Origin of the sequence: Komagataeibacter xylinus (assembly GCF_009834365.1) — a bacterium.
Lineage (GTDB): Bacteria > Pseudomonadota > Alphaproteobacteria > Acetobacterales > Acetobacteraceae > Komagataeibacter > Komagataeibacter xylinus_D.
On record NZ_CP041350.1, the window covers coordinates 82,266 to 98,662 of the forward strand.

The window sequence follows — 16,397 nt, forward strand, 5'->3', positions numbered from 1 at the left end:
CCGGATCCAGCGGCAATATTCATTCTGCTTCGTTTCTTAGCTGGTCGCCTCGCCTATGATAGGCAGAGTCTTTAGATGGTTGTCGATGACCTTGACTATATGACGGGACATCGGAAGATGCGCCTTCTCGGATGACCATCGATCCATGAAGAGACCGACAGTTTCACGTGCCGTGTCGAGGACCAGCTTTCTCGGCAGCGCGGCCTTGCCGGCGAGGTGAAGAAGTTCCTCTTTCGTGAATTGATCAAACCGTCGCGTACGACTGAAATTCAAGGCCGACTGATCGCCCGGAATGTAGGGAATCGTCGATACGAAGTCATAGGCAGGAGAGAGCTTGGCGGTCCGCTGGTCGGGGTAGATGAGTGACCAATTTTTCAGATGCATATCCCCGTTGCCGATGAGGGTATTGAAAGTCAGGCGACGGATGAACTCGGCAACATCGTTATGATCGGACTCAGCCGCGATCACCGACGCGATGCTGCGGTTGCTTGCTTTTTTGTACTTATCTTCGGAATAGACCCCATAGACCTGAGCAAAGTCCTCGATATGGATGGATGTGCCATCTTCGCGACGATCAAAGCGCTCGATGATAAAAGCCTTGTCTCCAAGCTGGTCGATGCCGTCCGGCAAGTTTTTGATACCGCTAATATCTACCAAGCCGATAGGTGGGACATTGATGCCAACCATGCGAGCAAGCGTCATCATCGAGAATTCGTTTTCAGGGACGCCATGATACTCTCTTGAGGGAAGCTTGACGATCCAACCGCCCCCGATCCCACTTGCTGGAATGGTCAGGCCACCGGCAGCGTCGATGACGGCTGAAAATTTCAACTGAACCCCAGCAAGCGAAAACCGGAGCGCGTTTTCATGGGTGTTTGAGCCCTTAACCTCGACTTGATCATCGAGATCATCAAACAAAGGCCGTGCTTCATCTTCAGCGACCTCGACCGTCACAGCCCCGGGCAGGTCGCGGCCGAGGGCTTGGATCAGGAAGAACTCACGCGTCTCATTGACGCCCGCCTTTTCTGCCAGATAGCTGCGGAGACGACCTTCAGGAAGCAGGTTCGAGAAGAACGGCATGAGCTTCACTTTGATCGGCCTGAAGTCGTTCCGCAACTCTCCATACTGGTCTTTGAAGGACAAACCGAGCGTTTCTCTATCTGCGTTACCAATATAGGCGTCATTGAACGTAAAGATTGATCGTTCATCGCCAAGATGCGTGAGTGTCCCGATCGGTTTGCCATGGAGTTTGACGGTCAGGAAGGAAACATCAGGCATCATCGTCCTCCTCATCAAGAGAGTAGGCCGGACGTGATAGGGTATCTCCGCTATCGGGTAGCGGATCATGTGAAGCCTTGTTGCGGATCGTTCGCATTATTTTGAGGCTTTCATTGAGTGAGACCATCTCTTTTCCTGGACGACCGATCTGCTCAATTATGTGACGCAGTTTTTTCATTTCCTCGAGGTCGAGCATCGATACTCGGAACCGGTGCAAGTCGGAGATAGACTTCTGAAGTCGCTGAAGTCCTTCGAGGTCTGGCATGCTCATTTGGATGCCGCGCATTGTCTCACTGATTCGCTGCATCTCCTTTTGGATTGCAACGACGTCTTTGCGGTTGGAGCTGATCGCATCGCGGCTTAGGGAACGCACGACGGCCACAGCCTTGCGTGGAACAAGAGCAAGCTCCAGATCAAGGGCATGAGCGAGCGCGGCCAAGCTTGAGAGGCGTAGGTCGACAGTTCCTGCTTCGATCCGGGAAATCTGCGCTTGAGGCACCCCAGCCAACTCGCTCAACTCGCGTTGGCTTAACCCCTTGGTTTTGCGCGCCGCTTGCAATCGCTCTGCTATGCCTGTTATGTCGCAGCTCATATCAATGTTCTTTTCTGCATCAATTCACATATATGATGCAGTTTTATATATCAGAATTTTGGGTACCTTTCAAGATTGATATATATATATATATTTCGATATCAAATAATAATTTTATGTATATTTTGAGGTGGCCCCGTCCGTTCGGACAGTTTTGTGGGCTTATAAGCTATACCCGATTGATGTCATGCCGGCATTTGGGGGCGAACTGGAAATCGTCGCTCGATTCCCCGATCGTGCGGTGAAGATCCGCAATTTCTCCGAATTGAACGCGAAGCGGGGGCGTTTGAGACTTACGCCAGTCCCGCCGATTACCGCTATGACATACGTAAACGCCCGAACACGGGATTTGTGATGTTCCGACCGTGAGTGTTTCGATGCCTCATACCCTGTTTTTTTGCGGAAATGGGAAGTGGCGGCATGGTAAAAGATACGAAACGCAAACTCGGCGGTATCGTCCCGGCCAACGATAACGGGCCGGTCGATCCTGCCGCGAAAGCGCGGTGCGATGAACTGATGTTTGCCCTGGCGAGCGCAATGGGCCGCCAGATCGCCCGCGAAGAGTTCGCCCGTCGGAAATTGGGGCGGGCGGCCAACGACAATTGCCCTCTTCCCGGCCATCGCCCGGACGGGAAGGACAGGCCGGAAAGGGGAGAGTGAATGACCCGCGTAGCTCTTTATGCCCACCATTCGTCCGACAACCAGAGTGCGGCCTCCATCGAGGACCAGTTGCGCCTGCGCGATGAAATGGCCGTCCGTGAAGGCTGGCCCGTCGTGCAGACCTATCGGTGTTGATTTTCACTGAGAACTGATGGCGTGGACGGCTCCCTGTGGTCCTGAGAGGATGCTGAGGAGTTGAATGTCAGTGAAGGAAACCATCATGCGTTCCGTAATGCTGATCACATCAAACCGGCTGATCGTGAACATCATGAAGCAGGTCGACGAACTCCTTGATTACGCCAATGACGTTTCACAACCTGACAGACATTCTGCTGCCCCTATCGCTGTCTTTAATTATTCACCGATCAGCGACCAGAAACCCAGCTTGCGCTTATGCTGCGCTTTCAAGCGGGTCATAAAGGCTTCATGGGTTTCCATGCCGTTTGTCGCTGTCAGCATTTGTGCAAGCAGCCGACAGGAGGCGAGATCCTTCGCCGCATAGGAATAATAGCGGGAAAGCGCCTTATTCAGCACGGCCTCGACCAGCAGGCGGTAAAGAAGGGTCGCCTCATTGGGATACGATTCAGACAGACGATCCGCAGCCGGACGTAGTGTTCCGTAATCACGCCCGTCCAGTTCTGCCGTATGCTCCCGCACGAGACGGGCAGCAGCGTCGAGCGCTGGCCATTTAAGAAGAGTGGAAAGGGCTACGCCCCTGACCGGGAAATTACGGATGTGATTGAGTGCCTGTTCTTCAGCATCAATCGCGTCGTAATCGCTGAGATGGCGTTGATATGCTTGCCAGTGCGGCAGGCTAAGGCGTTCCTGAAAGATTTTCCATCGCAGGGACTGGGCTGTGTCGCGATCGCCCACGGTTTCGCACGCTTCGATCCGAAGATCGTCATTTTCCCAGCGGAACCGGGGCGTCTCCTCAGTCTCCCGGTCGAGCCATTCGAGCGCCTCACGGGCACGCTCCTTGTCCAGCAGGCGACGTGCAACATCGCCGATAGAAGAGGACTGACGTTCACTCAGGTTGACTGCTTCGATATAGGCATCGACGTCACCTATTGCATCGGCCAGATCCTTCAGATGACCGAGGGTCTGCATGCGCGCAAAGTCGGTACGATAGTCTCCCTTCGCATTTGAGGCGGGAAGGTCGTGCAGTCGTGCAAGCAGCGTGCTTCTGAGTATGGCCGCGCCCGGCTTCCCCAGTGCTTCACCGCACGAGACAAGCAGGCGGTCACAGGTGCCATACCCGTCGTTATCGAGAAGTGTGAGCATATCCCTGACAGTGACAGCCGGATCCCGACCAGCCTGTCGTCCCCAGAGGGAGCCAAGATCGGAGGCCGCTTCGCGAAACACATCTGACAGGTAACCGGAACTGTCATCAGAGCGCTCATAGACGGAAGGAGCAAGTTCCACGAGAAGACGCATGGCGGAAATGGCCTGCCCGACATCCGTCGTTGCAACATCGTTGAGAATGGATTGCCGTAAGGCATCGAGCTCGGTCGTAAGGGGTTTGATCCGGTCCCAGGGCAGGAATCCACGGGAACGCTGGATCGTTCGCAGCCTCTTTTCGATCTCCTTGCCGAGTTTGTCTTTCGCATGAGTGGCTGTCAGCGCCATGCGCAGCTTCCGGGTGAGCACGGCATCCTGTTCCGACAGTTCGACCAGAAGGTCTGCAAGCCGATCCGCACCAAGGGCTTTCAGATTGTCTTTCGTGACGGTCGTGCCAACTTTCGCGGATGCGGCGGATTTGCGGGTGGCAGGTTTTGTAGAAGGAGTGCGGACCATGAATGCAGATTATGACAGCGACACAGGGGACGCAATCAAAAGCCGTTGTCAGGAAAAAGAGGAAAAAAGCTAGCTGTCAGGTTGTGAAACGTCATTGGGATGATGTAGGGTGGGCAATACCGCGTTACTCTTCATGGTTTTCTTCCGTTTGCAGGGAGACTGAATGATGCTTCAGATCCATCCACAGGCACGCACGACACCGGCCGTCCGGGCTGACATAGCCCGCTCATCGGAATCGACATCCGTGCTCGCCAGACGCTACGGGATCAGCGCGGAAACTGTCCGCAAGTGGCGCAGGCGTGGTTCAGACGCCTGCCAGGACCGCAGCAGCCGTCCCCGGAAACTGGCCTGGAAAGCCTCGGAGGAAGAGCGCGCCATTGTCTGTCACCTTCGGCGTTCTACCGGTTTTGGCCTGGATGACCTGACCTTTGTCGTGCGGCATTTCCTGCCACATCTGAACCGGGACAACATCTGGCGTATTCTGAAAGATGCCGGATTGAACAGGCTGCCTCCTGCTCCAAAGACCAGACCAGTTCGGGGACAGGGAACATTCCGGGATTACGATCCCGGTTATGTCCATATTGATGTGAAACATCTGCCCAAATTGCAGACGGCAGATGGAGAACGGCGGAAACGTTTTCTATATGTCGCCATTGATAGATGCTCCCGTTCGGTACATCTGGCCGTCTATGACGCGGAAAATGCCGATAATTCCGTCGATTTCCTCAAAGCTGTCAAAACCGCCTTTCCTTTCCGGATCACCCATATTCTGACCGATCGTGGTTCCTGTTTTACGGCGGATGCCTTCGAAAAAGCCTGTCATGACATGGGAATCGACCGACGCCGGACCAAAGCTTACTCCCCTCAGACCAATGGAATGGTCGAACGCTTCAATGGCCGTGTCGCCACAGAGGTGTTGCCGGTCTGTGTCTCAAGCCATAAGGATCTGGAAATTCTGCTCAGAGGCTTCTGTTTCGCTTACAATCATCGCCGGCAGCGTGTTCTGGGCGGCATAACTCCCACCCAATGCATCACGTCGTGGCTTGAAAAACATCCCGCGTTCCGTAATCCTGATCACATCAAACCGGCTGATCGTGACATCATGAAACAGGTCGATGAAATCCTTGATTACGCCAATGACGTTTCACAACCTGACAGCTAGCACTACAGTTGTGTTTTGATGTGAGAAGCATAGGCTTTTGCCTGATGTATTCGTCTGAATCGTGACCAGTGCAGGATATGGTTGAGGGAGATCTGGCGCTGGGTCAGCCTGACGATAAGACGCCGGATTTCCTGAATGGACCACCGGATCAGACCTGGTGCGGGTTCGCTGGTTTTTTTTTGGGAGACCTGTCGTTTGCCTGTGCCCTGACCCCGGCCATCAGGGCATAGGCCAACATGACAAGGGATACGTGACGATGCCAGCCGTGCCAGGAGCGGGTTTCATTGTGATCGAGGCCGAATTCGTTTTTGGCCGTTCTGAACCCCTCTTCAATCCGCCATCGCGTGCCTTCGACCTGAACCAGCTTTTCAGGCGTCGTTCCTGAGGGGCACCAGACAGTGAAGTATGCAAGGTCCCCGTCGGCTGGGTTCCGGCGCACAAGGAGACCCCGGATCCAGGTTCTGTTGTCGGCCGGGGTATAGTCTGCCCCCTCGAGTTCGGCGAGCGGACACCACAGCCAGTCATACTGACGATCGCCTTTCGTCCCGTGTCCGGCTGACAGGGAGACCCAGTCTTCTTCTGGAGCGTCCCGGGCGATATCACGGGCTTCTCCCGCAACCGGTCTCTCTCCCAAGCCCCAGGAGTTGAACCAGTGACTGCCTGCCACCCCCAGAACATACCCTTTTGCGGCATGACGCAGGCTCATTTCGATTTCCCCTACGCCATAGACACTGTCAGCAGCGACCCATTCGAAGGGAAGGCCGGCCTGCAGGCCGCGTTCGATCATCTGTCGGGCCAGAGAAGGTTTGGTTGCAAACGTTACGTCCGCAGGAACAGAGGCCGCAGACAGCCGTACCGGATCTGATGTCCAGGCTTTGGGAAGATACAGGGCGCGATCCACGAAAGCATGACCCCGTGAAGAAACATAGGCTGCAAACACACCAACCTGACAGTTCGTGATCTTGCCAGCCGAACCCGTGTACTGGCGCCCTACACCACAGGACGCCTTGCCTTTCTTGAGAAAACCGGTCTCATCGATGGAGGGTTCTAAAAACCCCTATTTTGATTTTTCCTGTAGTAGCGATATCAATGGGTTACGATTTTTATACAGGCGGAGAAGAGGGTTTTTAGAACTCTCCCGATCACAAGAACCGCGTCTTCATCATCCAGGGTACTCTGAACATGATCGCGGACAATGTCGCGCAGACCGTCAGCGTCCCACTGCGTCCGGCCCAGCAAAGCCTGCTGACGCCAGGGGCCTTCGTCGCCTGCGGCTTCCGCACGTTGCCAGCCCGTCTTGCGCGGCAGATTGCCCAGGAGCGTTTCCAGATAATGCTCCGCTGAGACCGCAACCCGATCCTGACCAAACAGGGGCGTATTTTTTCCTTGACCGCCCGTAATCCCTCAACCGTCAGCGACAGCGTCTCCTCAACAGACGCGCCACCTGTCATCCTGTTCCGTTCCATACCAACACACGGAATCATATCTCACATCAAAACACAACTGTAGTGCTAGGTGTCAGGTTGTGAAACGTCATTGGCGTAATCAAGGATTTCATCGACCTGTTTCATGATGTCACGATCAGCCGGTTTGATGTGATCAGGATTACGGAACGCGGGATGTTTTTCAAGCCACGACGTGATGCATTGGGTGGGAGTTATGCCGCCCAGAACACGCTGCCGGCGATGATTGTAAGCGAAACAGAAGCCTCTGAGCAGAATTTCCAGATCCTTATGGCTTGAGACACAGACCGGCAACACCTCTGTGGCGACACGGCCATTGAAGCGTTCGACCATTCCATTGGTCTGAGGGGAGTAAGCTTTGGTCCGGCGTCGGTCGATTCCCATGTCATGACAGGCTTTTTCGAAGGCATCCGCCGTAAAACAGGAACCACGATCGGTCAGAATATGGGTGATCCGGAAAGGAAAGGCGGTTTTGACAGCTTTGAGGAAATCGACGGAATTATCGGCATTTTCCGCGTCATAGACGGCCAGATGTACCGAACGGGAGCATCTATCAATGGCGACATATAGAAAACGTTTCCGCCGTTCTCCATCTGCCGTCTGCAATTTGGGCAGATGTTTCACATCAATATGGACATAACCGGGATCGTAATCCCGGAATGTTCCCTGTCCCCGAACTGGTCTGGTCTTTGGAGCAGGAGGCAGCCTGTTCAATCCGGCATCTTTCAGAATACGCCAGATGTTGTCCCGGTTCAGATGTGGCAGGAAATGCCGCACGACAAAGGTCAGGTCATCCAGGCCAAAACCGGTAGAACGCCGAAGGTGACAGACAATGGCGCGCTCTTCCTCCGAGGCTTTCCAGGCCAGTTTCCGGGGACGGCTGCTGCGGTCCTGGCAGGCGTCTGAACCACGCCTGCGCCACTTGCGGACAGTTTCCGCGCTGATCCCGTAGCGTCTGGCGAGCACGGATGTCGATTCCGATGAGCGGGCTATGTCAGCCCGGACGGCCGGTGTCGTGCGTGCCTGTGGATGGATCTGAAGCATCATTCAGTCTCCCTGCAAACGGAAGAAAACCATGAAGAGTAACGCGGTATTGCCCACCCTACATCATCCCAATGACGTTTCACAACCTGACAGCTAGGGCCTGTTAGGGCTTGATCCAGTCTGCTGCGGCAGCGATGTGGATGACCGCGAGGAACGACGTTGCTGTTTTTTCGTATCTGGTTGCGACAGCACCCCACTCCTTGAGGCGAGCCCAGAGGTTCTCGACAAAATGTCGACACCGATAGGCCCATTCTGGGCAGGCGACCGACCCATCGCGTCGTTTCGCAGGAATGGCGGGCCGGGCTCCCATGTCCCATATCCGTTCACGAAAGGCGTTAGACGCGTAGCCCTTGTCCGCCACTACCCACAGGGGAATGGAGGGGAGGTTGTCGAGCATGGCTGGTGCCTGGGGCAGTTCATGAGCCTGTCCGGGGGCCAGCGCAAAACCGAAGGCTTTTCCATGTCCGTCAGCGATCACGCAGACTTTCGTGCCATAGCCGCCGCGAGAGCGGCCAAGTGCTTCACGATGGTCCCGTTCTTCGAAAGAGGCCCCTTTTTTGGGCTCCCGCCGCCTTGTGGTGAGCCCTGATGTTCGTACCATCCAGAAAAGTCATTCCGAACGCCACTCCCTGTTGTTCCTGAACCAGTTCGAGCAAGCGTTCCCATACGCCGAGTTTCTACCAGCGGATGAAAAGCTGCGCCGCCCGCCACCATGGACCCAGTTCAGCGGGGATGCTCCGCCATTTCGCGCCATTCTCATGGCGCCAGAAAATTGCTGCTATCGTACGCCGCAGATCATGGGGTGGCGTCTTGCCCCTTGGGCGAACCGCCTCAACCAGAGGTTCCCAGATCGCCCATGTGTCGTCCGTAAAGGCGCCTGTTCTGTCTCCTTCTTCCATCCCTACAATATGGGAAGAAATTCAAGATCTAACAGGCCCTAGCAGCCTGTCGGGTTGGGCATTTTGCGGCTGATAACGCCGAGGCTGACCCGGCTTATGCTGCCTGAAGCCGTGCCATTCTTTTGCAGTTGTATGCGAGAGCGACGAGGGTCCATTCAGTCGTGACTTTTGCAAGGCCACGCAGACTGAATCTTCTGAAGCCCATGATGCTTTTGATAATTCCAAAGACCGGTTCAACGGTCTGTTTTCGTAGTCTGTAAATATTTCCGGCTTTTGTGGTTTCCAGTTTTTTCTTCATGGCAAGCCGCCAGGGTTCGGTGATCCGGCGTGGTTCCCTGTTTTCAGGAGGTGGTCGGAAGTCATAAGGCCTGCGGGCACAGGGCCGTCCGATGGCGACCAGCGGATCAATGCCTTTTTTCCGCAGGTCCCGGACCGCCTGCCCGCTGGCGTAACCGGTGTCGGCAAGCACTGTCTTTGGGAGACCGATCGTGTTTTCCATCGACAGCACGGTGCTGGCAAAGGATGGCGCGTCCGCTGACGTGGCGACAACGTCGGTTGTCACGATCAACTGACTGCCTTCGGCGCAGACCACGGCCTGGGCATTGTAAGCCTGCCGGAACTCGTGGGCGTCCGAACGCCGCATGAGGCGGCTGTCGGGATCGGTCAGACTGATCTGCCGGTCGGGTGGTGGTTCATCATCCGGCGGTTTCGGCGCCCGACCGCGACGCCCTGTTTTTGCGTCATACATCGCCTTCTTTTTCTCGTATGCCGGTCGCGCCGCCTCGGCCTGCGCCTTCGCATCTGCTTCCAGCCGGGCGCAGGCTTCGTCCAGCTTCGCTTTCAGTGTTTCCCGTCGGGCAAGCTCTTCTGGCAGGGCCTGCGGATCCGTGTCCGTGGTGTCAGCCTGCTCCGCCTGCTCCATCAATTCCGCGATATCTACTGCCAGCTGTTCGCGCAGCGCCTTGATCCGGTCGTAGCGCACCGAACGGTATTTCGATGCGTCGGCATCGATTTTCGTGCCGTCAATCGATACTACACCCAGACGCAGCAGACCCGTCTCGCGCGCCAGAAGCAGGACCTGCGCAAATGCAGCTTCAATGGCTGTCCGGTTCGTCCGGCGGAAGGTCGCAATCGTATCATGATCCGGATGCAGGTTCGCCGCCACGAAGCGCACCCCGATATCGCGATATGTCGCCCGCTCGATCCGGCGTGAGGAAAACAACCCGTTCGCATAGCTGAAGATCAGAAGGGCCAACATCAGGCGCGGATGGTACTGTGCCTTGCCACCCGTGCGTACTGGCACGCAGAACGCACTCATCGGAACCCGCTCAACGGCTGCGACAACGAAATGCGCCATATCGTCAGCCGGAAGCCACGACTTCAGATCAGGAGGCAGAAGATACGGCTGGGATCGGTCAAACGGGATGAAGCTGCTCATCTCACCACCTTACAACCTTACCCTTCACAGGGTACCCCAACCCGACAGGCTGCTAGAGCGGGCCCTCTATCGGATCGCACGTAAACATGCTGGTCAGCAGAGAGGTGGGTGGATATGCCGTGTCGAGGTGCTGCATGAAAAAACAGGTAGCGATGCGCAGCCTAAAGAATTTAATCGTATGCTGCGGAAGATCATCGAAGCAGACCAACTTCCTGATTACACTATGTCGTTGACTCAGACTGTTGAAGGTACACCGGCAGTGATGTTTCAGTTGCGAGGTATTGAGGCAGCGACTGAGCTGCATAGGAAGCTCGAAAAAGAAAGAGAGCGCGTAGAAGCAGATCGTCGGCGTGCTGAAGAGGTGGATGGGTTGATGGATCGTTTGTCACGAGGGCGGCCTCGTTAAACTATCGTGGTTTCACCCACCCAATGAGTTCTCTCTGTAGTCAAAATGAGAGTTACTACGACTCGAAACCACTCAAGCTATAGGGAATGCTGCGTTTTCCTGTGGATAAGTATGGTCAACTGTCGTGGTTTCACCCACCCAAACACGTGGTTTCACGAGAGTGTCCGATCTTCTGTGTATAATTGATCTGGTCCATACTTCACCGAAAGGAAGTATGAATGACCATCTCGAAGGAACTCCTGGACGAATTGCTGACGGGCGTGAAGCGTCCTGAAGACCTGCTCGGAGACAGCGGGTTGCTGAAGGAGCTGAAAATTCGGCTCATGGAGCGTATGCTGGGTGCAGAGTTGAGCGCGCATCTGGGCTATGAGGAAGGCAAGGCTGCCCCGCCGGGCCAGTCGAACCGGCGGAATGGCTCCACGACCAAGGTGCTGAAAGGCCAGGACGGCGCCTTTCCGGTGACGGTGCCGCGCGACCGCGACAGCAGCTTTGAGCCGGAGCTTATAAAGAAGGGCCAGACCCGGATCGACGGGATCGACGACAGGATCATCGGTCTCTATGCCGCCGGTCTGACGGTCCGGGACATCCAGACCCATCTGCTTGATCTTTATGGCCTGAAGGTCTCTCCCGACCTGATCAGCCGCGTCACCGATGCCGTGCTGGACGAGGTCCGGGAGTGGCAGGGCCGGGCGCTGGATCGGATGTATCCCATCGTGATCTTCGATGCCCTTCGGGTAAAGATCCGCGATGCTGACAGCCGGACCGTTAAAAACAAGGCGGTTTACGTTGCTCTCGGTGTCACCCGCGAGGGAGTGCGCGAGGTTCTGGGGCTCTGGATCGCCGAGAATGAAGGCGCCAAATTCTGGCTTTCGGTCATGAACGAGTTGAAGAACCGGGGCATCCAGGACATCCTGATCGCGGTCGTGGACGGGCTGAAAGGCTTTCCCGAGGCCATCACCGCCGCCTTTCCCGAGGCGATGGTTCAGACCTGTATTGTTCACCTGGTGCGCCACAGCCTGAACTTCTGCTCATGGAAGGACCGCAAGGCCGTGGCTGCCGACCTGCGCCGGATCTACGGGGCGGCGACCGCTGACATGGCGGCCGCAGAGCTCGATGCGTTCGAGGAGAAATGGGCCGGGAAATACGCGTCGATCGCCCCGGCATGGCGCCGGGCATGGCCAGAAGTGATCCCGTTTTTTGCCTTCGATCCGGCGATCCGCAAGATCATATACACTACGAACGCCATCGAGAGCCTGAACCGGGTCATCCGCAAATCGATCAAGACGCGCGGTTCGTTCCCGACCGACGATGCCGCAACGAAGCTGATCTACCTGGCGATCCGCAGCTTCGAGAAAGACGGGCGGAATGTTCGGGAATGGTTTGCAGCCCGCAACCAGTTCGCCATAATGTTCGGCGAGCGCTTCGCCGCTTGAGTATCTGAAAACCCATGGGCCAGGCCAGATACACAGACTTCAGGACACTCCCGGTTTCACCCACCACCCATAACCGTAACAGACTGTTATCAATCGTTTTTTCATAGGTTTTTTAGTGCTTAACTCTCTTACACTATATATTTTAACAAAATTCTTAACAAAAAAGGCACCGCCTCTTGGGGGCTACGCCCCCGCCGGCTCGCGGCCTACGGCCGCCCCGATCGCGCTTCGCGCGATCTCCCACCCGGCATCCCCCTGCTCGCCCTTCCAGGGCTGCGCTAAACGGACATGCCTACGGCGCAAAATCATAATCTGACGATGCATTCCCGCATCGTCTCTCCACCAGCACCCTCCTCTCCCGCGTCGGCGCCTTCGGCGCCCTACGGGGCTCCCGCTCCGCGCTCGCCCAACGCCTGCAACACCAGAAGAACCGGGCAAGACCGTAATCTGCTCAAGACGCACCGGTATTCAGGCGATCATTCAGCAGCTCACGTGTCGCAGCATGCCCACCAGACGCCACAGGATGGCCGTACAGGCGTTATTGTGTGTGGCGGCTAGTTGGGTTGGCAATAACGGGAATTGCGCTTTGTGCGGCCTCCCATGGCGCTCTGCTGGCTTTATCAGGAATTGATGGGCTGTCCATTTCTGTCTGACCGTCCAGATATCCTCCTCCTGACTTTCAGTGGGATAGTTCTGATTGAAAAACCCAAGCGTTAGGGATATGATGCATTATGCCGACGCTTCTACGCATCAATGGATTTCGTGTCGTGATTTACACGGCAGATCATGTGCCAATGCACGTTCACGTCATAAGCGCGGATGGAGAAGCGGTGATTGAAATTGGCAGGAAAGCCCGACTGATACGAGCAGGTGGCATGAAAGATAAGGTCATACAGGAAGCCCTTGTCATCGTGCAGGACCACGCTGAGATGTTGGCTGAAGCATGGGAGAAGATACATGGCGAATGACATGAACTATCAGGCCGCTCGTGAAGCAGACGCGCTTCATAGAGCGACAATTCCTCATGCGGTCTCCGCACGGTTTATCCGTGCTCGCCGCGCTCTTCACGTCACGCTCTCCAACGGTGTTGAGATGAGCGTGCCTGTGAGTCTGATACAAGATTTGCAGGACGCTTCCCTGAATGATCTGGCCGATATCGAGATCACTCCGCTGGGTAATGGCCTTCACTGGCCCCGTCTCGACGCCGATGTTCTGGTCGAAGGTCTGATCCACGGTATCTACGGTTCCCGAAGCTGGATGGCAGCACAGATGGGACGCGTGGGCGGATCGTCCGCCAGCCAGGAAAAGGCAGCGGCAGCACGCCGGAATGGTGCTAAAGGCGGTCGGCCAAGGAACGTCGCGTAAGAAAGACTGCTTACCACTATGAGCAGACAGGCCGGTGAGCATGGTGGTTGCTGAAACCGCAAAAAGTTATTACAATAATAATAACATAAAGGGGGCTGTCATGGTCGAACTGAAAGTGCGAAAATTCGGAAACTCACTCGGGGTAGTACTGCCCAAGGAAGTGATCTCACGGCTGAACACCCAGGACGGCGCGCCCCTGTATCTGACCGAAGCACCAGACGGCGGATATCGGCTCGTGCCCTATGATCCCGACTTCGAAACAAAAATGGCGAAGGCTGAGGATATTATGCGGCGTTACCGTGATACGCTGCATGTTCTGGCCCAATGACAGACTTCGTCTGGATAGACGAACGGGATGCCCTGATCCTGCATGACCGGCTGTTAGCGGCGCATGGCGGCGCTTCCGGAGTGCGTGACGCAGGTCTTCTGAAATCTGCTCTTGCCCGGCCACAGCAGCATGCGGCCTATGCGGATCCGCTGGATCCAGTATTTCTTGCGGCCGTCTATACGGCGGGTATCGTAAAAAACCATCCCTTCATCGATGGAAACAAGCGTACGGGCTTTGTGCTCGGTGTGCTGTTTCTGGAACTGAACGGCTATCGTTTTACTGCAACTCAGGAAGATGCGGCGAATGCCGTCCTTGCACTGGCAGCAGGTCAGATGGACGAACTGGGCTATGCGGCGTTCCTGGCCGCCAATGTCGTATCCGACAGGGTATAACTGCGACCAGAAACACAATAATAACGAGGTTACTCGCAGGAATCGACGTTGGATGAACGGCTACAACGGGTATCGGTTCATCATGAAAACCTATACGGAAATGCTGGTTTTTCCTTGGTCCCGATCACAGCGCAAACCTGAAGCGTCTGGCCTTTTTTAGCTTTGCACTGTGATGAAAGAGATCCTAAGCAGGATGTCCTTTACCTTTCTGAGAGAGTGCTAAAGGGTCGAGACAAACCCCGTCTTTCTGGCGGGGTTTGTTCGTTGGTAGATCATTTTCTCAGAAAGAAATACTTAAACCAGTTCCCGCCCTATAGCAGGAGCGTCAATCCACTCTCGTTCGTCTAAAGGTTGAGGCTTGGAATAATCCGAGACGGCAAGAAGTTCATCCATTGTGTCGCTATGTGGATTTGATGGTTTACCAGACAGGGATTTTGCTTCTTTTTCCACGATAAGAACTCCAGAAAATAGAATGAGGGGCGATTTACGTACCTTCCCGCCAGATGCCTTCGGCGGGCTATGCCGCTTCCGCTTAGTATCGCAGCCACGCTGTCGCCAGAACTGTCGATATTCATCACTCTCCATTGTTTTCGCGTTTACGTGACGTATCACGGTATCGCCAGTCGGAATATTGTCATCAAATGCGCCATCAGATTTTCTGAAGAGAGAAGACTTAGTCCTTGATAGACTAGACTCATATGACTAAGTCTTGTTGTAGAAGATGAGGAGGCTTCTCTTATGCGCACAGTCAACATTCATGAAGCCAAGACCCATTTGTCCCGGTTGATCGATGCGGCCATGAAAGGGGAAAGCTTCATCATTGCCAAAGCCGGTCGGCCGATGGTGCGGGTCAGCCCGATTACGGCTCCTGAAGAACAACAGCAACGGCGTCTGGGTTTTTTGACGGGAAAAATCCGGGTGCCAGAGGATTTTGATCGCATGGGACAGGAGGACATCATTTCTCTGTTCGATGGCTCGGCATGAAGCTGCTTCTGGATACCCATCTGCTTCTCTGGGCCGCAGGAGAGCCTGACAAACTGTCAGAGCGTGCGAGAACCCTGATTGACGATCAGAATAATATTCTGGTTTTCAGTGCTGCCAGTTTATGGGAAGTCACCATCAAGGTGGGACTGGTACGTGCAGACTTCCAGGTTGATCCCTATCTGTTGCGGCGCGGCCTGATCGAAAATGGCTATGAGGAGTTACCGATCACCAGCCAGCATGCTCTGGCAGTAGGACAACTGCCAGATGTGCATCGGGATCCTTTTGATCGCATTCTTGTGGCTCAGGCGATGGTGGAAGGGCTGCTTCTGCTGACCCATGATCCTCTCGTGCAGGCTTATCCGGGTCCTATCGAAGCTGTTTGAACGATATTCGTACGCGCCGCGCCCCTTATGTGTTGAGATGAAGTTCAGATTATCCGGTTTTTAGGGAGCGCTTCTTGCCTTCCCACACTGGCAATCCGGCATATTCAACCGATCCCTGTGCCATACGGATATCCTGCCTATCTGAATTCGCGCGTGTCAGTAGTAGGATTTCCAGCACTATACCCATCAGCTCGTCTGGGATGCCACCATCCTCCTCAGAGCTGGTTGTTTCCGGCATTGTGGGTTTGCCAGAAACCTTACGGTCAAGGTCATTCAGCAGATCAGTCACCACCCTCATATTTTGACCGAGATACACCAGCTGATCGTTCATGTTGACCAGTTTGCGGTCACTTTTGGACTGTCTCAAAACAGCGTCCCGAATATAGCCAGACACGTTGCCATCAAGAGCAACCTCCTGGAGCCACTCTGCTTCGTCTTCGGTAAATCTCACCGTGTATTTACGCTCGCGCATAACGGCTCCAGTTCAATGTACATCATTTTGTCGGACATATAGTTACAGAAAACAGCCAAAAAATCAATTAAATGTCGGACGCGCGTCCGACACATAAAATGTATAGGCTGCACAAAGTATTTTGTTTTCAATGAGTTACGCAGTTCGGAGAACTGCGTTATGTGTATAGCCAGATTAAGGAGCAAAATCCGTCAGAACAGAGCAGAAAAAAGACCTTTCCCACACCCATTTATGCAGAAAACAGCGTCCTCTCTTAGCGAGCGTGAGCGAGTAAACCCGCAAAAAGCGAAAACCACCAAAAAAC

17 protein-coding genes and 5 pseudogenes are annotated in these 16,397 nt (G+C 54.9%); 12 read left to right on the plus strand and 10 right to left on the minus strand.

The genetic code is table 11. The features are described 5' to 3' along the window. Positions 1 to 36: 36 nt before the first annotated feature. Complete coding sequence (locus FMA36_RS18375) at positions 37 to 1,281, minus strand: type II toxin-antitoxin system HipA family toxin (protein ID WP_110531863.1); 1,245 nt, start codon at positions 1,279 to 1,281, stop codon at positions 37 to 39. Continuing rightward, a complete protein-coding gene (locus FMA36_RS18380; protein ID WP_159264400.1) occupies positions 1,271 to 1,870 on the minus strand; it encodes a helix-turn-helix domain-containing protein in 600 nt (199 codons plus the stop codon). Before FMA36_RS18380 ends, FMA36_RS18375 begins: the two co-directional genes overlap by 11 nt. Before the next feature lie 420 nt (positions 1,871 to 2,290). Between FMA36_RS18380 and FMA36_RS18390 the strand changes: the two genes are divergently transcribed. From FMA36_RS18390 to FMA36_RS19965, 3 genes and pseudogenes are all read left to right on the plus strand, one after another. After that, positions 2,291 to 2,530, plus strand: a complete 240-nt coding sequence (locus tag FMA36_RS18390; RefSeq protein WP_034933542.1) for a hypothetical protein — start codon at positions 2,291 to 2,293, stop codon at positions 2,528 to 2,530. Continuing rightward, a pseudogene (locus tag FMA36_RS18395) lies at positions 2,531 to 2,659 on the plus strand (resolvase); the annotation flags it as partial. Positions 2,660 to 2,746: 87 nt separating this feature from the next. Next, a pseudogene (locus FMA36_RS19965) lies at positions 2,747 to 2,852 on the plus strand (IS481 family transposase); the annotation flags it as partial. Between the two features lie 32 nt (positions 2,853 to 2,884). Here the strand turns inward: FMA36_RS19965 and FMA36_RS18400 are convergent. Then, positions 2,885 to 4,324, minus strand: coding sequence for a DUF6880 family protein (locus tag FMA36_RS18400; RefSeq protein ID WP_159264402.1), 1,440 nt, complete (start codon positions 4,322 to 4,324; stop codon positions 2,885 to 2,887). A 166-nt stretch (positions 4,325 to 4,490) separates the two neighbouring features. On the opposite strand from FMA36_RS18400, the gene FMA36_RS18405 reads away from it, so the two are divergent. Further along, the gene (locus FMA36_RS18405) at positions 4,491 to 5,486 is read left to right on the plus strand and encodes an IS481 family transposase (RefSeq protein WP_029329762.1); all 996 of its coding nucleotides are present in this window, start codon (positions 4,491 to 4,493) and stop codon (positions 5,484 to 5,486) included. Positions 5,487 to 5,634: 148 nt separating this feature from the next. On the opposite strand, the pseudogene FMA36_RS18410 reads toward FMA36_RS18405, so the two are convergent. The 5 genes and pseudogenes from FMA36_RS18410 to FMA36_RS18430 form a co-directional block, all read right to left on the minus strand. Next, a pseudogene (locus tag FMA36_RS18410) lies at positions 5,635 to 6,525 on the minus strand (IS701 family transposase); the annotation flags it as partial. Positions 6,526 to 6,629: 104 nt separating this feature from the next. After that, a pseudogene (locus FMA36_RS18415) lies at positions 6,630 to 6,952 on the minus strand (IS701 family transposase); the annotation flags it as partial. Between the two features lie 45 nt (positions 6,953 to 6,997). Then, a complete protein-coding gene (locus FMA36_RS18420; RefSeq protein WP_159264451.1) occupies positions 6,998 to 7,993 on the minus strand; it encodes an IS481 family transposase in 996 nt (331 codons plus the stop codon). Between the two features lie 103 nt (positions 7,994 to 8,096). After that, a pseudogene (locus FMA36_RS18425) lies at positions 8,097 to 8,892 on the minus strand (IS5 family transposase). Between the two features lie 94 nt (positions 8,893 to 8,986). Next, positions 8,987 to 10,330 (minus strand): IS1182 family transposase, encoded by a 1,344-nt coding sequence (locus tag FMA36_RS18430; protein ID WP_110570495.1) that lies wholly within the window; start codon positions 10,328 to 10,330, stop codon positions 8,987 to 8,989. Between FMA36_RS18430 and FMA36_RS18435 the strand changes: the two genes are divergently transcribed. The 6 genes from FMA36_RS18435 to FMA36_RS18460 all read left to right on the plus strand — a co-directional run bounded on the left by FMA36_RS18435 (position 10,317) and on the right by FMA36_RS18460 (position 14,254). Beyond that, positions 10,317 to 10,736 carry a replication initiator protein A gene (locus FMA36_RS18435; RefSeq protein WP_206065366.1) on the plus strand — a complete coding sequence of 140 codons (420 nt, stop codon included), beginning with the start codon at positions 10,317 to 10,319 and terminating at the stop codon, positions 10,734 to 10,736. The genes FMA36_RS18430 and FMA36_RS18435 overlap by 14 nt on opposite strands. 218 nt (positions 10,737 to 10,954) lie before the next feature. Then, entirely contained in the window at positions 10,955 to 12,169 is a 1,215-nt protein-coding gene (locus tag FMA36_RS18440) for an IS256 family transposase (protein WP_061276891.1), read from the plus strand. A gap of 731 nt (positions 12,170 to 12,900) precedes the next feature. Then, positions 12,901 to 13,137 carry a DUF4160 domain-containing protein gene (locus FMA36_RS18445; protein WP_040133518.1) on the plus strand — a complete coding sequence of 79 codons (237 nt, stop codon included), beginning with the start codon at positions 12,901 to 12,903 and terminating at the stop codon, positions 13,135 to 13,137. After that, entirely contained in the window at positions 13,127 to 13,534 is a 408-nt protein-coding gene (locus FMA36_RS18450; protein ID WP_026019903.1) for a DUF2442 domain-containing protein, read from the plus strand. Before FMA36_RS18445 ends, FMA36_RS18450 begins: the two co-directional genes overlap by 11 nt. Before the next feature lie 100 nt (positions 13,535 to 13,634). Further along, on the plus strand, positions 13,635 to 13,862 hold the full coding sequence (locus tag FMA36_RS18455; RefSeq protein ID WP_026019902.1) for an AbrB/MazE/SpoVT family DNA-binding domain-containing protein: 228 nt from the start codon (positions 13,635 to 13,637) through the stop codon (positions 13,860 to 13,862). Further along, the gene (locus tag FMA36_RS18460; RefSeq protein ID WP_019092507.1) at positions 13,859 to 14,254 is read left to right on the plus strand and encodes a type II toxin-antitoxin system death-on-curing family toxin; all 396 of its coding nucleotides are present in this window, start codon (positions 13,859 to 13,861) and stop codon (positions 14,252 to 14,254) included. The genes FMA36_RS18455 and FMA36_RS18460 overlap by 4 nt, the downstream gene beginning before the upstream one ends. Before the next feature lie 294 nt (positions 14,255 to 14,548). Here the strand turns inward: FMA36_RS18460 and FMA36_RS18465 are convergent, their stop codons facing one another. After that, positions 14,549 to 14,704, minus strand: coding sequence for a hypothetical protein (locus FMA36_RS18465; protein ID WP_202898839.1), 156 nt, complete (start codon positions 14,702 to 14,704; stop codon positions 14,549 to 14,551). A 288-nt stretch (positions 14,705 to 14,992) separates the two neighbouring features. On the opposite strand from FMA36_RS18465, the gene FMA36_RS18470 reads away from it, so the two are divergent. Together FMA36_RS18470 and FMA36_RS18475 are read left to right on the plus strand one after the other, a co-directional pair. After that, positions 14,993 to 15,238, plus strand: a complete 246-nt coding sequence (locus tag FMA36_RS18470) for a type II toxin-antitoxin system Phd/YefM family antitoxin (protein ID WP_019092505.1) — start codon at positions 14,993 to 14,995, stop codon at positions 15,236 to 15,238. Then, complete coding sequence (locus FMA36_RS18475; RefSeq protein ID WP_019092504.1) at positions 15,235 to 15,621, plus strand: type II toxin-antitoxin system VapC family toxin; 387 nt, start codon at positions 15,235 to 15,237, stop codon at positions 15,619 to 15,621. The genes FMA36_RS18470 and FMA36_RS18475 overlap by 4 nt, the downstream gene beginning before the upstream one ends. 49 nt (positions 15,622 to 15,670) lie before the next feature. Here the strand turns inward: FMA36_RS18475 and FMA36_RS18480 are convergent, their stop codons facing one another. Further along, positions 15,671 to 16,093 (minus strand): hypothetical protein, encoded by a 423-nt coding sequence (locus tag FMA36_RS18480; RefSeq protein WP_019092503.1) that lies wholly within the window; start codon positions 16,091 to 16,093, stop codon positions 15,671 to 15,673. Positions 16,094 to 16,397 lie beyond the last annotated feature (304 nt).

Excerpts from the sequence above, each read along its gene's own strand:
- FMA36_RS18405 (WP_029329762.1), top strand. The coding sequence starts at position 4,491 with ATGCTTCAGATCCATCCACAGGCACGCACGACACCGGCCGTCCGGGCT.
- FMA36_RS18435 (WP_206065366.1), top strand. The coding sequence starts at position 10,317 with ATGAAGCTGCTCATCTCACCACCTTACAACCTTACCCTTCACAGGGTA.
- FMA36_RS18475 (WP_019092504.1), top strand. The coding sequence starts at position 15,235 with ATGAAGCTGCTTCTGGATACCCATCTGCTTCTCTGGGCCGCAGGAGAG.
- FMA36_RS18470 (WP_019092505.1), top strand. The coding sequence starts at position 14,993 with ATGCGCACAGTCAACATTCATGAAGCCAAGACCCATTTGTCCCGGTTG.
- FMA36_RS18380 (WP_159264400.1), bottom strand. The coding sequence starts at position 1,870 with ATGAGCTGCGACATAACAGGCATAGCAGAGCGATTGCAAGCGGCGCGC.
- FMA36_RS18480 (WP_019092503.1), bottom strand. The coding sequence starts at position 16,093 with ATGCGCGAGCGTAAATACACGGTGAGATTTACCGAAGACGAAGCAGAG.
- FMA36_RS18400 (WP_159264402.1), bottom strand. The coding sequence starts at position 4,324 with ATGGTCCGCACTCCTTCTACAAAACCTGCCACCCGCAAATCCGCCGCA.
- FMA36_RS18440 (WP_061276891.1), top strand. The coding sequence starts at position 10,955 with ATGACCATCTCGAAGGAACTCCTGGACGAATTGCTGACGGGCGTGAAG.
- FMA36_RS18390 (WP_034933542.1), top strand. The coding sequence starts at position 2,291 with ATGGTAAAAGATACGAAACGCAAACTCGGCGGTATCGTCCCGGCCAAC.
- FMA36_RS18430 (WP_110570495.1), bottom strand. The coding sequence starts at position 10,330 with ATGAGCAGCTTCATCCCGTTTGACCGATCCCAGCCGTATCTTCTGCCT.
- FMA36_RS18375 (WP_110531863.1), bottom strand. The coding sequence starts at position 1,281 with ATGATGCCTGATGTTTCCTTCCTGACCGTCAAACTCCATGGCAAACCG.
- FMA36_RS18445 (WP_040133518.1), top strand. The coding sequence starts at position 12,901 with ATGCCGACGCTTCTACGCATCAATGGATTTCGTGTCGTGATTTACACG.
- FMA36_RS18460 (WP_019092507.1), top strand. The coding sequence starts at position 13,859 with ATGACAGACTTCGTCTGGATAGACGAACGGGATGCCCTGATCCTGCAT.
- FMA36_RS18455 (WP_026019902.1), top strand. The coding sequence starts at position 13,635 with ATGGTCGAACTGAAAGTGCGAAAATTCGGAAACTCACTCGGGGTAGTA.
- FMA36_RS18450 (WP_026019903.1), top strand. The coding sequence starts at position 13,127 with ATGGCGAATGACATGAACTATCAGGCCGCTCGTGAAGCAGACGCGCTT.
- FMA36_RS18420 (WP_159264451.1), bottom strand. The coding sequence starts at position 7,993 with ATGCTTCAGATCCATCCACAGGCACGCACGACACCGGCCGTCCGGGCT.